Genomic DNA, 18158 nt, shown 5'->3' on the forward strand with positions numbered 1-18158 from the left:
GCCCCAGGGGTGCCGGGCCCTCGTGACACGGACCGTCAGCGCATCAGCAGTCCCGCGCCCTCGCCCGTGGCCTCCGTCGGCTGTGCGACCAGGCCGAGTTCGGCGCCGGTGGCCAGCAGCCGGTGGGCCGGGAGCACCCGCACGGTGTAGCCGTACGGACCGGTGCGGTCCAGCGCGAGCGGGCCGTCGTACAGCCAGCGGCCCTCCAGGTCCTGGCCGCCCGCCGGTTTCAGCGGGAAGACCTGGGCGTCCGAGATCGTGTCGGCGGAGTCGACGCGGCCGGCCACCGCCTGCACCTCCACGTCGTCCGGGTCCAGCACCCCGAGGGTGATCCGGACCCGCAGCGCCAGGGTGGCGCCCAGCTCGGCCGAACCGCCGGCCGCGGTGGGCGTCACCGCCTCCACATGGTCGACGGCCACCCGCGGCCAGGCCGCCCGCACCCTGGCCTTCCAGCCGGCCAGCTCCCGGGCCGCGTCACCGTCCAGGGCGCGCCTGGCCTGCGCCGCGGGGGCGTACAGCCGCTCCACGTACTCGCGGACCATCCGGTCGGCGAGCACCTTGGGCCCCAGTGTGCCCAGGGTGCGGCGGACCATCTCGATCCAGCGCCCGGGCAGCCCCTCCGCGCCGCTGTCGTAGAAGCGCGGCGCGACCCGGTCCTCGATCAGCTCGTAGAGGGCGTTCGCCTCCAGGTCGTCGCGCCGGTCCTCGTCCAGCGCGGAGCCGTCGGCCGTCGGGATGGCCCAGCCGAAGTCCGGCTCGAACCACTCGTCCCACCAGCCGTCCAGGACCGAGAGGTTGAGGCAGCCGTTGAGCGCCGCCTTCATCCCGCTCGTACCGCACGCCTCCAGCGGGCGCAGCGGGTTGTTCAGCCAGACATCGCAGCCCGGGTAGAGCTTCTGGGCCATCGCCATCCCGTAGTCGGGCAGGAAGACGATGCGGTGGCGGACCCGCGGATCGTCGGCGAACCGGACCAGCTCCTGGACCAGCCGTTTCCCGCTGTCGTCGGCCGGGTGGGCCTTGCCCGCCACGACGATCTGGATCGGGCGCTCGGGGTGCAGGAGCAGCCCCCGCAGCCGGTCCCGGTCGCGCAGCATCAGCGTCAGCCGCTTGTACGAGGGCACCCGGCGGGCGAAGCCGATCGTCAGCACGTCGGGGTCCAGCACCCCGTCGATCCAGCCCAGTTCGGCGGACTCGGCGCCCCGGGTGCGCCAGGAGGCGTGCAGCCGCTGCCGCACCTCGGTCACCAGCTGTTCGCGCAGGGTCCGGCGCAGGTCCCAGAGCTGCCGGTCGGGGATCTGCGCGGCGGCGTCCCACCGGCCGGGGGTGCCCCCGGACTCGGCGCGCAGCCGGTAGACCTCGGGCGCGACCCAGGTGGGTGCGTGGACGCCGTTGGTCACGGAGGTGATCGGCACCTCCGGCGGGTCGAAGCCCGGCCAGAGACCGGCGAACATCTCCCGGCTGACCGCGCCGTGCAGGGTGGAGACCCCGTTGGCGCGCTGGGCGAGCCGGAGTCCCATCACCGCCATGTTGAAGACGCCCGGGTCGCCGCCCGGGTACGTCTCGGTGCCCAGCCGCAGGATGCGGTCGGCCGCGACGCCGGGCAGTTCGCCGTCGTCGCCGAAGTGGCGGGCGACCAGGTCGCGGTCGAAACGGTCGATGCCGGCCGGGACCGGGGTGTGGGTGGTGAAGACGGTGCCGGCCCGGACGGACTCCACCGCGGAGTCGAAGTCGAGACCGGTGCCGGAGAGCTCCCGGATGCGTTCGAGGCCGAGGAAGCCGGCGTGGCCCTCGTTGGTGTGGAAGACCTCGGGTTCCGGGTGGCCGGTGAGCCGGCAGTAGGTCCGCACCGCGCGGACCCCGCCGATGCCCAGCAGCATCTCCTGGAGCAGCCGGTGTTCGCTGCCGCCGCCGTACAGCCGGTCGGTGACCTCGCGTTCGCCCGGGGCGTTGTCCTCGACGTCGGAGTCGAGCATGAGCAGCGGCACCCGGCCCACCTGGGCCTGCCAGATCTGGGCGTGCAGGGAGCGGCCGCCGGGGAGGGCCAGGACGACCTGGCTGGGGGTGCCGTCGGCCTCGCGGACGAGGGTGAGCGGGAGTTCGTTCGGGTCGAGGACGGGATAGTGCTCCTGCTGCCAGCCGTCCCGCGAGAGGCTCTGGCGGAAGTAGCCGTGGCGGTAGAGCAGGCCGACGCCGACGAGGGGGACGCCCAGGTCGCTGGCGGCCTTCAGATGGTCTCCGGCGAGGATGCCGAGTCCGCCGGAGTACTGCGGCAGGGCCGCCGTGACGCCGAACTCGGGCGAGAAGTAGGCGATGGCGGCGGGGAGCCCGTCGCCGTGGGCGCGTTGTTCCTGGTACCACCTGGGGCCCTCCAGGTAGGCCCGGAGGTCGGCGGACACCTCGTTGAGCCGGCTCAGGAACGGCTCGTCCCTGGCCAGCTCGGCCAGCCGCCCGGCGGACACGGCGCCGAGCATGCGCACGGGGTCGCACTCCGCCGTCCGGCCGGCCACCGGGTCGACGGCCTGGAAGAGCTCACGGGTCTCGGTGTGCCAGGACCAGCGCAGATTGCGCGCGAGGTCGCTGAGCGGTTGTAGGGGGTCGGGGAGGACGGGACGCACGGTGAATCGACGAATGGCCTTCACGTATTCCACCTTTACAGGGGACGTACGAATCCGAGGGGACGCACCACGGTGTGCGCCGCTCCGTCACCCTCGACGGTAGCGGGGTGCGGCACCCGGCAACCACGGCGCGCGGGCGGTGCACGGTGTGCGACCCCTGACATCCCGTCCGCCCCGCCCGCCCCGTACGCCCGGATCACTGGCATCCCGTCAGCACCGTCCGCAGATCCAGACACATCCGTCACAGGCGTTATGGCCGATTCCCTCCCCTCATGCGGCCTTGTGGGCCTTCGCGCCACAGGGAAAGCTGCCCTGTGGCGCCCGTACCGACCGGCGTGCACCGGTTCCGCGCAATCCCGCGCACGCGCGGCGGAGCCCGGCGCATTCAGACCGTCACAGATACGCCCGAGTAGTTAACAAACCACCGGATTGGCCCACCGAGATCCGTGGGAAGGCTTCTCCGGTACCCGGAACGAATGCATTCGGACGACAGCCGAAGGCCGTCCCACTCCGGCCCTCGCACGGTTAACCCGCTGTCCATCGGCGATCCGCTCATGGTTCGTATGCAATCGGTACGGGTCATGTACGCATTCGGTCCACACCCGTGCACCACACCCGCGCCCCATCCATTCGAGTGCCATTCGAGTGAACGCGGACAGGAGCGGCCATGCCCACACCCCACCAGTCATCCACGGAGCAGCTAGAAAGGACGGAACCCCATCATCGCGGCGCGCGCGTTCAGCCCTCCGCGCCCGTCTCGCGCCCTGCCGAGTCCGAGCTCCAGTCCCCAGGTGATTCCATGATCGGTCGCATTCCCGTCCTCGACGTCCGTCCGCTCGTCGACTGCGGCAGAAGGCCCGCCAAGGCCGTCGCCGGTGAAACCTTCCAGGTTTCGGCGACCGTCTTCCGCGAGGGCCATGACGCGGTCGCGGCCAACGCCGTCCTGCGGGACCCGAGCGGGCGCCGGGGCCCCTGGACGCCGATGCGCGAACTCGCCCCGGGCACCGACCGCTGGGGCGCCGAGGTGACGCCGGACGCCGAGGGCCGCTGGACGTACACGGTCGAGGCCTGGAGCGATCCGGTGGCGACCTGGCGGCACGCGGCGCAGATCAAGATCCCGGCGGGGATCGACACCGCGCTGGTCCTGGCGGAGGGCGCCGAGCTCTTCGAGCGGGCGGCGGAGGGGGTGCCGAAGAAGGACGGGCGCGAGGCGGTGCTGGCCGCGGTCGACGCCCTGCGCGACACGTCCAGGCCCGCCGCCGCCCGGCTGGCCGCCGCGCTGACCCCGGAGGCGGACGACGCGCTGGCCCGCCACCCCCTGCGCGAACTGGTCACGGCCTCGCGCCCGCACCCGCTCCTCGTCGAGCGCCGGCGCGCGCTGTACGGCTCCTGGTACGAGCTGTTCCCCCGCTCCGAAGGGGCCAGGACCGAGCCGGCGAAGGCGCCGCGCAAGAGCCGTACGGGCAAGACCCCGGCCCCGAAGCCGCCCCGGATCATCAGCGGCACCTTCCGCACCGCGGCCGAACGGCTGCCCGCGGTCGCCGCCATGGGGTTCGACGTGGTCTATCTGCCGCCCATCCACCCCATCGGCACCACTCACCGCAAGGGCCCCAACAACTCCCTCTCCCCCGCCGCGCACGACGTGGGTGTGCCGTGGGCGATCGGCTCCGCCGAAGGCGGCCACGACGCGGTCCACCCGGATCTCGGCACGCTCGACGACTTCGACCACTTCGTCGAGACGGCCCGCACCCTGCGCATGGAGATCGCGCTGGACTTCGCGCTCCAGTGCTCGCCCGACCATCCGTGGGTTGAGCAGCATCCGGAATGGTTCCACCACCGCGCCGACGGCACGATCGCGTACGCGGAGAATCCGCCCAAGAAATACCAGGACATCTATCCGATCGCCTTCGACAAGGACCTCCGGGGCCTCGTCACGGAGACCGTGCGCATCCTGCGCTTCTGGATGGACCACGGCGTGCGCATCTTCCGCGTCGACAATCCGCACACCAAGCCGGTGATCTTCTGGGAGAAGGTGATCGCCGACATCAACCGCACCGATCCCGATGTGATCTTCCTGGCCGAGGCATTCACCCGGCCCGCGATGATGCGGACCCTCGGCGCCATCGGATTCCAGCAGTCGTACACGTACTTCACCTGGCGCAACACCCGGCAGGAAATCACCGAGTACGTGACCGAGCTGTCCGGTGAATCGGCCTCCTTCATGAGGCCCAATTTCTTCGTGAACACCCCCGACATCCTTCCCGGATATCTCCAGGAGGGCGGCAGGCCGGCCTTCGAGGCACGGGCGGTGCTCGCGGCGACCCTCTCCCCGTCCTGGGGGGTGTACGCGGGGTACGAGCTGTGCGAGAACACCCCGGTCCGCAGCGGCAGTGAGGAGTACCTCGACTCGGAGAAGTACGAGATCCGGCCCAGGGACTGGGAAGCCGCCGAGCGCGAGGGCCGGTCGCTGGCCCCGCTGCTCACCACACTCAACCGGATCAGGCGCCGCCACCCGGCGCTCCAGCAGCTGCGTGACGTGCACTTCCACTCGGCCGACAACGACGCCCTGCTCGTGTACAGCAAGCGCTCCGGTTCGAACATCGTTCTGACGGTCGTCAACCTCGACCCGCACCACACCCAGGAGGCGACCGTCTCGTTGGACATGCCGCACCTCGGCCTCGACCGGCACGAGAGCGTGCCGGTGCGCGACGAGCTCACCGGCACTTCCTATCACTGGGGCAGGACCTTCTATGTGCGTCTGGAGCCGGGCGTCACGCCCGCGCACATCGCCGTCCTGCGACCGTCCCCGCCGACCGGAGGGTCACCCACACCATGATCGTCAATGAGCCCGTCCACGACACGTTCGAGGACACCCCGGCCAAGGACCGCGATCCCGACTGGTTCAAGCGCGCAGTCTTCTACGAGGTCCTCGTCAGGTCCTTCCAGGACTCCAACGGCGACGGCATCGGAGATCTGAAGGGGATCACCGCCAAACTGGACTACCTCCAGTGGCTGGGCGTCGACTGCCTCTGGCTGCCGCCGTTCTTCAAGTCGCCTCTGCGCGACGGCGGTTACGACGTATCCGACTACACCGCCGTGCTGCCGGAGTTCGGCGACCTCGCCGACTTCGTCGAGTTCGTCGACGCCGCGCACCAGCGCGGCATGCGCGTGATCATCGACTTCGTCATGAATCACACCAGCGACCAGCACGACTGGTTCCAGCAGTCCCGTACCGACCCCGACGGTCCGTACGGCGACTACTACGTCTGGGCCGACGACGACAAGCAGTTCCAGGACGCCCGGATCATCTTCGTCGACACCGAGACGTCCAACTGGACCTTCGACCCGGTCCGCAAGCAGTACTACTGGCACCGGTTCTTCTCGCACCAGCCCGACCTCAACTACGAGAACCCGGCGGTGCAGGAGGAGATCATCTCCGCGCTGCGCTTCTGGCTGGACCTCGGCATCGACGGCTTCCGGGTCGACGCCGTGCCCTACCTCTACCAGCGCGAGGGCACCAACTGCGAGAACCTCCCGGAGACCCACGGCTTCCTCAAGCGGGTCCGCAAGGAGATCGACGCCAACTACCCGGACACCGTGCTGCTCGCCGAGGCCAACCAGTGGCCGGAGGACGTCGTCGACTACTTCGGCGACTACCAGGCCGGCGGCGACGAGTGCCACATGGCGTTCCACTTCCCCGTCATGCCGCGGATCTTCATGGCCGTACGGCGCGAGAGCCGCTACCCGGTCTCGGAAATCCTGGCCAAGACGCCGGCGATCCCCGCGGGCTGCCAGTGGGGCATCTTCCTGCGCAACCACGACGAGCTGACGCTCGAGATGGTCACGGACGAAGAGCGCGACTACATGTACGCGGAGTACGCCAAGGATCCGCGGATGCGGGCCAACATCGGCATCCGGCGGCGCCTCGCGCCGCTCCTGGACAACGACCGCAACCAGATCGAGCTGTTCACCGCCCTGCTGCTGTCCCTGCCCGGGTCCCCGATCCTCTACTACGGGGACGAGATCGGGATGGGCGACAACATCTGGCTGGGCGACCGGGACGCCGTGCGCACCCCGATGCAGTGGACGCCCGACCGGAACGCCGGTTTCTCCTCCAGCGATCCGGGGCGGCTCTTCCTCCCCACGATCATGGATCCGGTCTACGGCTACCAGGTCACCAACGTCGAGGCGTCGATGGCCTCGCCGTCCTCGCTGCTGCACTGGACGCGGCGGATGATCGAGATCCGCAAGCAGAACCCGGCGTTCGGCCTCGGCTCCTACAGCGAACTGCCGTCGTCCAACCCGGCCGTGCTCGCCTTCACCCGTGAGCACGGGGACGACCTCGTGCTGTGCGTGCACAACTTCTCGCGGTTCGCGCAGCCGACGGAACTCGACCTGAGGTCCTTCAGCGGCCGTCATCCGGTGGAGCTGATCGGCGGGGTGCGGTTCCCCGCCATCGGTCAGTGGCCCTACCTGCTGACTCTCGCCGGACACGGCTTCTACTGGTTCCGGCTGCGCAAGGACGCGCCGCCGAGCTGAGCCGGGTCCGGTTCCCGGCACCCCGTGTGGCACGGTTTCCGCCGCGCCGCACGGGGCACTCTTCCCCCCATACCGAACGCTTCAGGACCCTTCCAGGATCCTCCTGGCGTTTCGATCACACCGAGTCGAGTCCGTACGGACCATCCTGACCCGACACGTCCCGCACAGCCGGACAGCCAATGCCGCAATCCGGGACACTCTTCGCATCCTGTGGTGTGCCCGGGGAAAGGACGCGATGCCATGTCGGAGGCTGCATCCGCTCAGGTCACCCTGGCGAACAGCACAGCCCTGCTCCCGTCTCTCGGACCGCTGCTGCACGAATGGCTGCCCCGGCAGCGGTGGTTCGCCGGCAAGGGGCGGCCCATCACCGCCTTCTCGCTCGTCTCGGCGACCGAGATACTGCCGGTGGACCCCGTCGGTACGGCCGAGGCCGGCCCGGGACTCCTCCATCTGCTGGTGCGCGCCCATCAGCCCACGATGCCCGCCCAGCCGCCCGCCGACTGCTACCAACTGCTGCTCGGCGTCCGGTCCGCGCTGCCGCCGCGGCTGGCGCCCGCCCTCATCGGCCACGTGCCGGACGGTCCGCTGGCCGGCCGTACCGTCTACGACGGTCTGCACGACCCGCGCCTGGCCGCGCTGCTGCTGGAGCGGCTGCGCACACCCGGCCGGCTCGGCGCGCTCCGCTTCGACCGGGGCGCGGACGCGGTCCCGGACGGCCTGACCCCCCGGGTGCTGGACACCGAGCAGTCCAACTCCTCGCTCGTGTACGGCAACGCGTACATCCTCAAGATCTTCCGCCGGGTGTTCCCGGGCACCAACCCCGATCTGGAGCTGCCGCTCGCGCTCTCCCGCGAGGGCTGCGGACGCGTACCCGCGCCGGTCGCGTGGTTCGAGGCCACCGCACCGGAACGCCTCACGCTCGGTGTGCTCCAGCCCTTCCTGCGCGGCGCGCAGGACGGCTGGCAGCTCGCTCTGCGCGCGCTCGCGACGGGCCAGGACTTCGCCGGTGAGGCCCATGCCCTGGGCCGGGCCACCGCCGAGGTGCACACCGCTCTCGCCGCCGCCCTGCCCGCACCGGCCCTGCGCCGCGCCGAGACCGACGAGCTGGCCGCCGCGATGGTGCAGCGGCTGGAGGCGGCGGCCCACGCGGTCCCGGCCCTGGTGCCGTACGTCCCCGGGCTGCGCACCGCCTTCGACGCCGTGAGCGCGCTGGGCCACCGGGGAGACAGCAGGCCCGCCCAGCGGGTGCACGGCGACCTCCACCTCGGCCAGACGCTGCGCGGGACCGACGGTTTCTGGTCACTGATCGACTTCGAGGGCGAGCCGGCCCGTCCGCTCGCCGAGCGCCGCAGCCCGCAGCCACCGGTGCGCGACGTCGCCGGCATGCTCCGCTCCTTCGACTACGCGGCCCGCTCGCACCGGCCCTGGAACGCCGAGTGGGCGGCGCGCTGCCGGGCCGCCTACTGCGACGGCTACGCGCATGCCGCGGGCACCGACCCCCGCAGCGAACCGGAGCTGCTGCGCGCCCACGAGACCGACAAGGCGGTCTACGAGGTGCTGTACGAGGCACGGCACCGCCCCGACTGGCTCCCCGTCCCGATGGCCGCGATCCACCGTCTGGCGGCCGACGCCGACTGACGCGGCAGGCCCTCCCGGACCCGCTTCCGCCCCGCCCCTCCCCTCCCACCGTGCTCCACCCACACCCTCCGAGGAGGCTGTCCCTGTGACCGCCCGCAAGCCGTCCCGCAACGCGCCCGATCCCGCTCCGCCCACCACCGAAGCACCCCTCTCCGCGGCCCCCGCCGAGCACACCGACGCCGCCGGACCGGCCACCGGGACCCTCGCACCGGTGGCGGCGGAGGCACCGCCCGCCGAGTCCGTCGCCGCACCCGAGCCCGCTGCCGCTCCCGCTCCCGCTCCCGCCAAGCGGGCCAAGCGGGCGGCGGCGCCGCCGCGTCCCCGCCGTGCCGGGGGCGGGCAGGGCGTCCGTCCGGCCCGCGCGCTCGACGACGGGGACCGGCACCGGCTACTGGCAGGCGAGCACCACGCACCGCACGATCTGCTCGGCGCGCACCAGGCCCGCGGCGGGGTCACCTTCCGGACGCTGCGCCCGTACGCCCGCTCGGTCACCGTGCTCGCCAAGGGGCTGCGGGCGCAGTTGCACGACGACGGCGACGGCTTCTTCTCCGGGCTCCTGCCGATGCCCGCGGTCCCCGAGTACCAGCTCCTGGTGGCGTACGAGGACAACGAGATCGAGATCCAGGACCCGTACCGCTTCCTGCCCGCGCTCGGCGATCTCGATCTGCATCTGATCGGCGAGGGCCGGCACGAGGAGCTGTGGACCGCGCTGGGTGCCCAGCCGATGGTGCACCAGGGCGTCACCGGCACCCGGTTCACGCTCTGGGCGCCCAACGCCCGCGGGGTCAGGATCGCCGGGGACTTCAACTACTGGGACGGCACGGGCTTCCCGATGCGTTCGCTCGGCTCCACCGGGGTGTGGGAGCTGTTCCTGCCCGCGGTAGGCGAGGGCGCGCTGTACAAGTTCGACGTCTGCCGCCCGGACGGCTCGCACACGCTGCGGGCCGACCCGATGGCCCGCCATGCCGAGGTCCCGCCGTCCAACGCCTCGGTCGTGGCGGCCGCGCACCACGTCTGGCAGGACCAGGAGTGGATGGCCCACCGCGGCGACGTCCCCGTGCACGAGGCGCCGCTCTCGGTCTACGAGCTGCACCTGGCGTCCTGGCGCCCCGGCCTCACCTACCGGCAGCTCGCCGAGCAACTCCCCGCGTACGTACGTGATCTGGGGTTCACGCACGTCGAACTGATGCCGGTCTCGGAGCATCCCTTCGGCGGCTCCTGGGGCTACCAGGTCACCGGCTTCTACGCCCCGACGTCCCGGATGGGATCGCCGGACGACTTCCGCTTCCTCGTCGACGCGCTGCACCGGGCCGGGATCGGCGTCATCGTGGACTGGGTGCCCGCGCACTTCCCGCGCGACGAGTGGGCACTCGCCGAGTTCGACGGCCGGCCGCTGTACGAGCACTCGGACCCGCAGCGGGCCGCGCACCCGGACTGGGGCACGCTCGAATTCGACTTCGGCCGGACCGAGGTGCGCAACTTCCTGGTCGCCAACGCCACCTACTGGTGCGAGGAGTTCCACATCGACGGGCTGCGGGTCGACGCGGTCGCCTCGATGCTCTACCTGGACTACTCGCGCGAGGACGGGGAGTGGTCCCCGAACGAGCACGGAGGCCGGGAGAACCTGGACGCCGTGGCGTTCCTCCAGGAGATGAACGCCACGGTCTACCGGCGCAATCCGGGTGTCGTGACGATCGCAGAGGAGTCCACCGCCTGGGACGGCGTCACCCGTGCCACCCACCATGTGGGCCCCGGCGGATTCGGCGGTCTGGGCTTCGGGCTGAAGTGGAACATGGGCTGGATGCACGACTCACTGGAGTACGTGTCGAAGGAGCCGGTGCACCGCAAGTACCACCACGACGAGATGACCTTCTCGATGGTGTACGCGTACAGCGAGAACTACGTGCTGCCGATCTCGCACGACGAGGTGGTGCACGGCAAGCGTTCACTGGTCAGCAAGATGCCCGGCGACTGGTGGCAGCAGCGCGCCAACCACCGCGCCTACCTGGGCTTCATGTGGGCCCACCCGGGCAAGCAACTCCTCTTCATGGGGCAGGAGTTCGCCCAGGGCGCGGAGTGGTCGGAGGGGCACGGCCCGGACTGGTGGCTGCTGGATCCGTCGTACGCGGCGGAGAGCGACCACCGGGGCGTGCGGACCCTGGTGAGCGATCTGAACACGGTGTACGGGGCGACGCCCGCGCTCTGGCAGCGGGACACCGTGCCGGAGGGCTTCGGCTGGATCGACGGCGGCGCCGCGGAGGACAACGTCTTCGCGTTCGTGCGCTACGACGCGGACGGGTCACCGCTGATCGCCGTCTCCCACTTCTCCCCGGTGGTCCGGCACGACTACCGCATCGGGGTGCCGGACGGGCCGGAGGCCTGGGTGGAGGTCCTGAACACGGACGCGATGCGCTACGGGGGCAGCGGCGTCGGCAACGAGGAGCCGCTGAAGCCCGAGGCGGTGGGGGCGCACGGCAGGGACACCAGCGTCACGCTGACGCTGCCGCCGCTGGCGACGGTGTGGTTCAGGCCTGCCTGAGCGCACGGACGCGGGGCCCGGCGGACCGTCGTCCGCCGGGCCCCGCAGTCCTCAGACCGCCGCCGGCAGCACGTCCTCCAGCTCCTGGAGCAGCCGCCGCTTGGGCCGGGCGCCGACCATGGACTTCACCGGCTCACCGTCCCGGAAGACCATCAGGGTCGGCATCGACAGCACGGCGTACCGGCTGGTGATCTCAGGGTTGTGGTCCACATCGATCTGCACCACCTTGAGCCGGCCGGACTCCTCCTCGGCGATCGCGCCGAGCACCGGGGCCAGCTGGCGGCAGGGGCCGCACCAGTCGGCGGTGAACTCGACCAGGACCGGCAGGCCGGCGGCCAGGACCTCGGCGTCGAACGTCGTGTCCGTGACCTCGGCGACACCTTCTGCGTGGATCATCCTTCGTCCTCCCAGTTCAGTTCACATCGTGGCTCGGGGCCGCCCGGCAGTTCGGCGGACGCCTCCAGCTCGGCGCGGGCCAGCTGGGCGCCCACCTCCGCGCGGACGGTCCGCAACTGCCCGATCAGCGAGTCCAGCTCGCCGAGCTTGCGCCGGTAGACGGCGAGCGAGGCCGGGCAGGCGTCGCCCGCCGGATGGCCGGCGCGCAGGCAGTCGACGAAGGGCCGGGTCTCCTCCAGGTCGAACCCGAAGTCCTGAAGGGTCCGGATCTGCTGGATCAGCCGCAGGTCGCCCTCGTCGTAGGTGCGGTAGCCGTTCTCCGCACGCCGCGCCGGCAGCAGCCCGCGCGACTCGTAGTAGCGCAGAGTCCGCGTCGTCGTCCCGGCCCGTTCGGCCAGCTCCCCGATTCGCATGCTCCGACGGTAATCCTTGACGTGGGCGTCAAGGCAAGGGCGGCGCCCGCACGCGGACGCGGCCGGCACGGGAGTCCCGTGCCGGCCGCGTCCGCCGGGTCTCACACCTTCGTGAGCGAGGGCTGCTCCCCGTCGCCGTCCCTGGCCTCGGGGACGTGCGGCTCGGCGGGGCCCTCGTCCGTGATCATCTTCTCGTCGAACGGGAGCGATCCGGACAGCACCCGGTCCACCCGCTCCTTGTCGATCTCCTTGGTCCAGGTGCCGACGAGCACCGTGGCCACCGCGTTGCCCGCGAAGTTCGTCAGCGCGCGGGCCTCGCTCATGAAGCGGTCGATGCCGACGATCAGGCCGACGCCGTCCACCAGCTCGGGGCGGTGCGACTGGAGGCCGCCCGCGAGGGTGGCCAGACCGGCGCCGGTGACGCCCGCGGCGCCCTTCGAGGCGATCACCATGAAGACGAGCAGCGAGATCTGCTCGCCGATGCTCAGCGGGTCGCCGGTCGCGTTGGCGATGAAGAGCGAGGCCATCGTGAGGTAGATCGCGGTGCCGTCGAGGTTGAAGGAGTAGCCGGTCGGCACGGTGATGCCGACGACGGGCTTGCTGACGCCCATGTGCTCCATCTTCGCGATGAGCCGCGGCAGGGCCGACTCGGACGAGGAGGTGGAGAGGATGAGCAGGAACTCCCGGCCCAGGTACTTCAGCAGGGCGAAGATGCTGACTCCGGCCACCAGGCGCAGGATCGTGCCCAGGATCAGGAAGACGAAGAGCGCGCAGGTGATGTAGAAGCCGATCATGATGACCGCGAGGGATTTCAGCGCGTCCACGCCGGTCTCGCCGACCACCGCCGCCATCGCGCCGAACGCGCCGACCGGGGCCATCCACATGATCATGGCGAGGATGCGGAAGACGAGGCGCTGGATGTGCCCGATGCCGCGCAGCACCGGCTCGCCGGCCGCGCCCAGGGCCTGGAGCGCGAAGCCCGCGAGCAGGGCGATGAGCAGGGTCTGGAGGACCTCGCCCTCGGTGAAGGCGGACACCATGGTGGTGGGGATGATGCCGAGCAGGAAGTCCGCGGTGGACTCGCTGTCCCCCGCCTGCGCCTCGCCCGCGGCACGGGCGGCCTCGGTGAGGTGGAGGCTGGAGCCGGGCTCCAGGATGTTGCCGACGACCAGGCCGATGGCCAGGGCGACGGTCGACATCACCAGGAAGTAGCCGAGGGCGAGACCGCCGACCGCGCCGACCTTGGCGGCCTTGCGGACCGAGCCGACGCCCAGCACGATCGTGCAGAAGATGATCGGCGAGATCATCATCTTGATGAGGTTGACGAAGCCGGTTCCGATCGGCTTGAGCTCGACGGCGGTGTCCGGAGCGACGAGGCCGACCAGAATGCCGAGCCCCACCGCCGCGATCACGGCGAGATACAGATACTTCGTACGGTCCCGCTTGGCGGCGGCCACTACCACGGGGTTCTCCTCGGCTCGTCCTTGTCCCTCCCCCGTCCCTGGGGGCCCCGGTGACTATCCCGCCCCCTGTGACGCCGGTCACCCTTGTGTGCATTTCGTTCATAGGTTTTCGGCCAGGCAGACTGTGGAGATGCGCTTCCCCCGTACCCGCCCGCGCAGCCTGGCGGGCCAGCTCTTCGCCATGCAGGTGGTGCTGGTCGCGGCCGTGGTGGCGGGGTGCGCCTTCTTCGCGTACGTCTCCGGCAGCGGCCAGGCCAAGGAGACCGCGACCCGGCAGGTGCGGGCCGCCGCGCTGGCGATCGCCGGTTCGCCGTCGGTACGGGAGGCGATCCGCACCCCGGACCCGTCGGCCGTGCTTCAGCCGTACGCGGAACAGGTCCGCAGGGACACCGGGATCGCCTTCGTCACCATCATGGATCCGCACCGGGTCCGCTGGACGCACCCGGACACCGATCAGATCGGCGCGACCTTCCTCGGGCACACGGCCAGGGCGCTGCGCGGCGAGACGTTCTCGGAGACGTACACCGGCACGCTCGGCCCCTCGATACGCGTCGTCACGCCGATCCGGGACGGCGGCAGGATCGTCGGACTCGTCAGTGCGGGCATCACGGTCGAGCGGGTCTCCTCGCAGGTACGGGCCCAACTCGGTGCGCTGGGGCTGGCGGCGGGCGCGGCGCTGGCGCTGGGCGGCCTCGGCACGTACGTGATCAACGCCCGGCTGCGGCGGCACACCCACGGGATGAACGCCGGCGAGCTGAGCCGGATGCACGACTACCACGAGGCCACCCTGCACGCGGTGCGCGAGGGGCTGCTGATGCTGGACGGGCAGCGCAGGATCGCGCTGATCAACGACGCGGGCCGGGAACTGCTGGGCCTGGCACCGGGTACGGTCGGGCGCCGGGTCGCCGAACTCGATCTGCCGGCCCCGCTGACCGGGGCGCTGCTCGCCTCCGAGGAGCGGGTCGACGAGGTGCACCTGACGGCGGACCGGGTGATCGTGGTCAACACCCGTCCGGTGGTGGGCGGGGAGCGGCGCGGCACCGTCGTCACCCTGCGCGATCACACCGAACTCCAGGCGCTCTCCGGCGAACTGGACTCGGAGCGCGGCTTCACGCAGGCGCTGCGCTCCCAGGCGCACGAGGCGGCGAACCGGCTGCACACGGTGGTCTCGCTGATCGAACTGGGCCGGGAGCAGGAGGCGGTCGGCTTCGCCACGGCGGAGCTGGAACTGGCCCAGGCACTGACGGACCGCGTCGTGGGCGCGGTCGCCGAACCCGTCCTGGCCGCACTGCTGCTGGGCAAGGCGGCACAGGCGAACGAGCGGGGGGTGGAGCTGGTGCTGGCGGACGACAGCCTGATCGACGACGGGGCCCTGCCCGGGACGCTGCCGCAGCGCGATCTGGTGACCATCCTCGGCAATCTGATCGACAACGCGGTGGACGCGGCGTCGGAGGCGGTGACGGGCGCGCCCGCCGGTGCCCCGGACGGCATCCCGGTCCAGCGGACGGGCCCGCGACCGGCCAGGGCCCGGGTCACCGTCACCGCGCTCGCGGGCGAATGCGAACTCCTGCTGCGGGTCGCCGACAACGGCACCGGGGTCGAACCGGCCGACGCCGCCGAGGTGTTCCGGCGCGGCTGGTCGACGCACGGCGCGGGCCGGGGCCTCGGCCTGGCGCTCGTCCGGCAGGCCGCGCACCGCAACGGCGGGTCGGTGGCGCTGGAGCAGGGGCCGGACGGCGGCGCGGAGTTCACGGTGCGGCTGCCGCTGGCGCGGCACAGCGGAGCCGAGAGGGAGAGGACACCGTGATCCAGGTACTCGTCGTCGAGGACGACCCCGTCGCCGCGGACGCCCATCAGCTGTACGTGGACCGCGTCCCGGGGTTCGCGGTGGCGGCCGTCGCGCACTCCCGCGCCGAGGCGGTGCGGGCGCTGGACCGCACCCCGGTCGATCTGCTGCTCCTCGATCTGTACCTGCCCGACGGGCACGGGCTGCACCTGCTGCGTTCGCTGCGCGCGGCCGGGCACACCGCCGACGTGATCGCGGTGACCTCGGCCCGCGATCTGGCCGTGGTCCGCGAGGGCGTCTCGCTCGGTGTGGTCCAGTACGTGCTGAAGCCGTTCACCTTCGCCACCCTGCGCGACCGGCTGGTCCGCTACGCCGAGTTCCGCGCGGCGGCCGGGGAGGCGAGCGGCCAGGACGAGGTGGACCGCGCGCTCGCCACGCTGCGCGCCCCGCAGCCCGCCCGCCTGCCCAAGGGCCTGAGCAGTCCGACCCTGGAGGCGGTGACCCGGGTACTGCGGGCCGCCCCGGACGGTGTGACCGCGGCGGCGGCCGGCGTGGAGCTCGGCATCTCCCGGATCACCGCCCGCCGCTATCTGGAACACCTGGTGACGGCGGGACGGGCGGTGCGCAGTCCACAGTACGGACAGATCGGGCGCCCGGAACTGCACTACCGCTGGCAGGCGGAAAGCCGCTGACCAGGCACGAAGCGGCCCGGAGGGGGTCGCTCGCACGTCTGGACGTTCCTACGAGCCGTGGTCCGGTGCGAACACACCGTAGTCAGACCGCCTCCGGCCTCCTACGGTGGGGCCGTGCACCCCACCCCGCCTTTCAACGCCCCCGCCGCGCGCAGACTGCGCGAGGCCCTGGGGATGGCTCCCGGCCATGTCGCCTACGGTCTCGGCGCCCAGTACGGACTCCGGATCAGCGCGGAGACAGTAGCCGCCTGGGAGCGCGGTCTCGCCCTGCCGACCGAGTACGAACTCACCGCGCTGGCCGGGGTGTTGTGGTGCGCCCCGGGCGAACTCCTCACCGCCGCCCGCACCCTGCGTGAGCACCGGGTGGCCCGGGAGCTGACCGCGGACGAGCTGGCGGGCCGGCTCGGGATGTCCGCGTCGGCGTATCTGCGGATGGAGGAGGCGGGCCGGTGGCGCGGCAACGAGCGCCAGTCCGCCGCGCTCAGCGAGGCTCTCGGCCTGAGCCCCGCAGCGTTCGTGACGGTCTCCGGGCGGGACGAGGAACTGGCCGAGCTCCTGCGCAGCGCGATGACGACCCGCTGGCAGGCGTACGTCCGCCCGGTGGCGAAGCTCGCGCCCCTGGACCGGGCGCTGATCCAGGGCGCGCTGGAGCGGCTGCACTCCGACTACCAGGCGCTGATGGTGTCCACGCTGAGCTGGAGCAGTACGGGCACGGAGCGGGCCGGAGCCACCGGGGACTCCGGGCGGGCGTTCCTGGCGGGGATCGTGGAGCGATTCTGGGAGACGACGCAGCTGTAGTCGTCCCGGGGGCGGGCGGTGGAGCATCCGGACGGGCCGGCGCCCGGAGTGCGCGGCGGGCCCCGGCCGCCCCGCCCGGGACCGCCGGGGCCCGCTGGTCACCCCATGAGAGCCGGTGCCGGCTCAGAACACCGATTCGGCCTCGTGCATCCGGGCCACGGGAACGGTCTTGAGCTGGGTGACCGCGTCGGCCAGCGGCACCATCTCGATGTCGTTGCCGCGCAGCGCGGTCATCCGCCCGAAGTCGCCCCGGTGGGCCGCCTCCACCGCGTGCCAGCCGAAGCGGGTGGCGAGCACCCGGTCGTAGGCGGTCGGTGTGCCGCCGCGCTGGACGTGACCGAGGATGACCGGGCGGGCCTCCTTGCCGAGCCGGGTCTCCAGTTCGACGGCCAGGCGGTTGCCGATGCCCTGGAAGCGCTCGTGGCCGAACTGGTCGATCGCGCCCTTGGCGTACGGCATGGAGCCCTCGGCCGGGTGCGCGCCCTCGGCGACGCAGATGACGGCGAACTTCTTGCCGCGCGCGAAGCGTTCCTCGACCATCTTGACCAGGTCCTCGACCTGGAACTGCCGCTCGGGCAGACAGATTCCGTGCGCGCCGCCGGCCATGCCGGACTCCAGAGCGATCCAGCCCGCGTGGCGGCCCATCACCTCGACGACCATGACGCGCTGGTGGGACTCGGCGGTGGTCTTCAGCCGGTCTATGGCCTCGGTGGCGACGCCCACGGCGGTGTCGAAGCCGAAGGTGCGGTCGGTGGCCGAGATGTCGTTGTCGATGGTCTTGGGGACGCCGACGACGGGCATGCCCGCGTCCGACAGCATCCGGGCGGCCGTGAGGGTGCCCTCGCCGCCGATCGGGATGAGTGCGTCCATGCCGTAACGGCGGCTCAGCTCGGCGCAGTTCTCCGCCGCTTCGCGCAGCCGGTCGCGCTCCAGGCGGGCGGAGCCGAGGATGGTGCCGCCGCGGGCGAGGATGCCGCTGACCGCGTTGAGGTCGAGGGGGCGGAAGTGGCCGTCGAGGAGGCCCTTGAAGCCGTCCTCGAACCCGATGACCTCGTCGCCGTGACCCACCACGGCACGGTGCACGACCGAGCGGATCACTGCGTTCAGGCCTGGGCAGTCGCCGCCTGCGGTGAGAACTCCGATGCGCATCCTGCTGTATCTCCTGCTCGCTAGAGCCTGTCCTGTGCCGTGCAGGCCGGGGGTAACGGCGCGATCCCCCGTACCGTAAGCCGAGACGATTGTCCCACGTCAGGTCCGTACCTCGCGCTTTCGGCTGCTC

12 protein-coding genes are annotated in these 18158 nt (G+C 71.7%); 7 read left to right on the forward strand and 5 right to left on the reverse strand.

From position 1 onward, the window contains the following. Positions 1-35: 35 nt before the first annotated feature. Entirely contained in the window at positions 36-2639 is a 2604-nt protein-coding gene (gene glgP, locus OG521_11995) for an alpha-glucan family phosphorylase (protein ID WUW21469.1), read from the reverse strand. 775 nt (positions 2640-3414) lie between these two features. Between glgP and OG521_12000 the strand changes: the two genes are divergently transcribed. The 4 genes from OG521_12000 to glgB all read left to right on the forward strand — a co-directional run bounded on the left by OG521_12000 (position 3415) and on the right by glgB (position 11331). After that, on the forward strand, positions 3415-5451 hold the full coding sequence (locus OG521_12000) for an alpha-1,4-glucan--maltose-1-phosphate maltosyltransferase (GenBank protein ID WUW21470.1): 2037 nt from the start codon (positions 3415-3417) through the stop codon (positions 5449-5451). Then, complete coding sequence (gene treS, locus OG521_12005; protein ID WUW21471.1) at positions 5448-7154, forward strand: maltose alpha-D-glucosyltransferase; 1707 nt, start codon at positions 5448-5450, stop codon at positions 7152-7154. Before OG521_12000 ends, treS begins: the two co-directional genes overlap by 4 nt. 240 nt (positions 7155-7394) lie before the next feature. Beyond that, complete coding sequence (locus OG521_12010) at positions 7395-8792, forward strand: phosphotransferase (protein ID WUW21472.1); 1398 nt, start codon at positions 7395-7397, stop codon at positions 8790-8792. Positions 8793-8877: 85 nt separating this feature from the next. Then, the gene (gene glgB / locus OG521_12015) at positions 8878-11331 is read left to right on the forward strand and encodes a 1,4-alpha-glucan branching enzyme (protein ID WUW21473.1); all 2454 of its coding nucleotides are present in this window, start codon (positions 8878-8880) and stop codon (positions 11329-11331) included. 51 nt (positions 11332-11382) lie between these two features. Here glgB and trxA read toward each other — a convergent pair whose 3' ends face one another. The 3 genes from trxA to OG521_12030 all read right to left on the reverse strand — a co-directional run bounded on the left by trxA (position 11383) and on the right by OG521_12030 (position 13603). Then, positions 11383-11727, reverse strand: a complete 345-nt coding sequence (trxA, locus tag OG521_12020) for a thioredoxin (GenBank protein WUW21474.1) — start codon at positions 11725-11727, stop codon at positions 11383-11385. Continuing rightward, on the reverse strand, positions 11724-12140 hold the full coding sequence (locus tag OG521_12025) for a MerR family transcriptional regulator (protein WUW21475.1): 417 nt from the start codon (positions 12138-12140) through the stop codon (positions 11724-11726). The genes trxA and OG521_12025 overlap by 4 nt, the downstream gene beginning before the upstream one ends. A gap of 101 nt (positions 12141-12241) precedes the next feature. After that, entirely contained in the window at positions 12242-13603 is a 1362-nt protein-coding gene (locus OG521_12030; protein WUW21476.1) for a cation:dicarboxylase symporter family transporter, read from the reverse strand. A gap of 130 nt (positions 13604-13733) precedes the next feature. Here OG521_12030 and OG521_12035 point away from each other — a divergent pair, with 130 nt between their 5' ends. From OG521_12035 to OG521_12045, 3 genes are all read left to right on the forward strand, one after another. Next, on the forward strand, positions 13734-15410 hold the full coding sequence (locus OG521_12035) for an ATP-binding protein (GenBank protein ID WUW21477.1): 1677 nt from the start codon (positions 13734-13736) through the stop codon (positions 15408-15410). Beyond that, positions 15407-16081: a response regulator gene (locus OG521_12040; GenBank protein ID WUW21478.1), complete on the forward strand. Its 675-nt coding sequence runs from the start codon at positions 15407-15409 to the stop codon at positions 16079-16081. The genes OG521_12035 and OG521_12040 overlap by 4 nt, the downstream gene beginning before the upstream one ends. 174 nt (positions 16082-16255) lie before the next feature. Next, entirely contained in the window at positions 16256-16879 is a 624-nt protein-coding gene (locus tag OG521_12045; GenBank protein ID WUW26652.1) for a helix-turn-helix transcriptional regulator, read from the forward strand. A 123-nt stretch (positions 16880-17002) separates the two neighbouring features. Here the strand turns inward: OG521_12045 and OG521_12050 are convergent, their stop codons facing one another. Beyond that, on the reverse strand, positions 17003-18028 hold the full coding sequence (locus OG521_12050) for a 6-phosphofructokinase (GenBank protein WUW21479.1): 1026 nt from the start codon (positions 18026-18028) through the stop codon (positions 17003-17005). Between the last annotated feature and the right edge of the window lie 130 nt (positions 18029-18158).

Origin of the sequence: Streptomyces sp. NBC_01463, assembly GCA_036227345.1 — a bacterium.
In the GTDB taxonomy this organism is placed as follows: Bacteria; Actinomycetota; Actinomycetes; order Streptomycetales; family Streptomycetaceae; genus Streptomyces.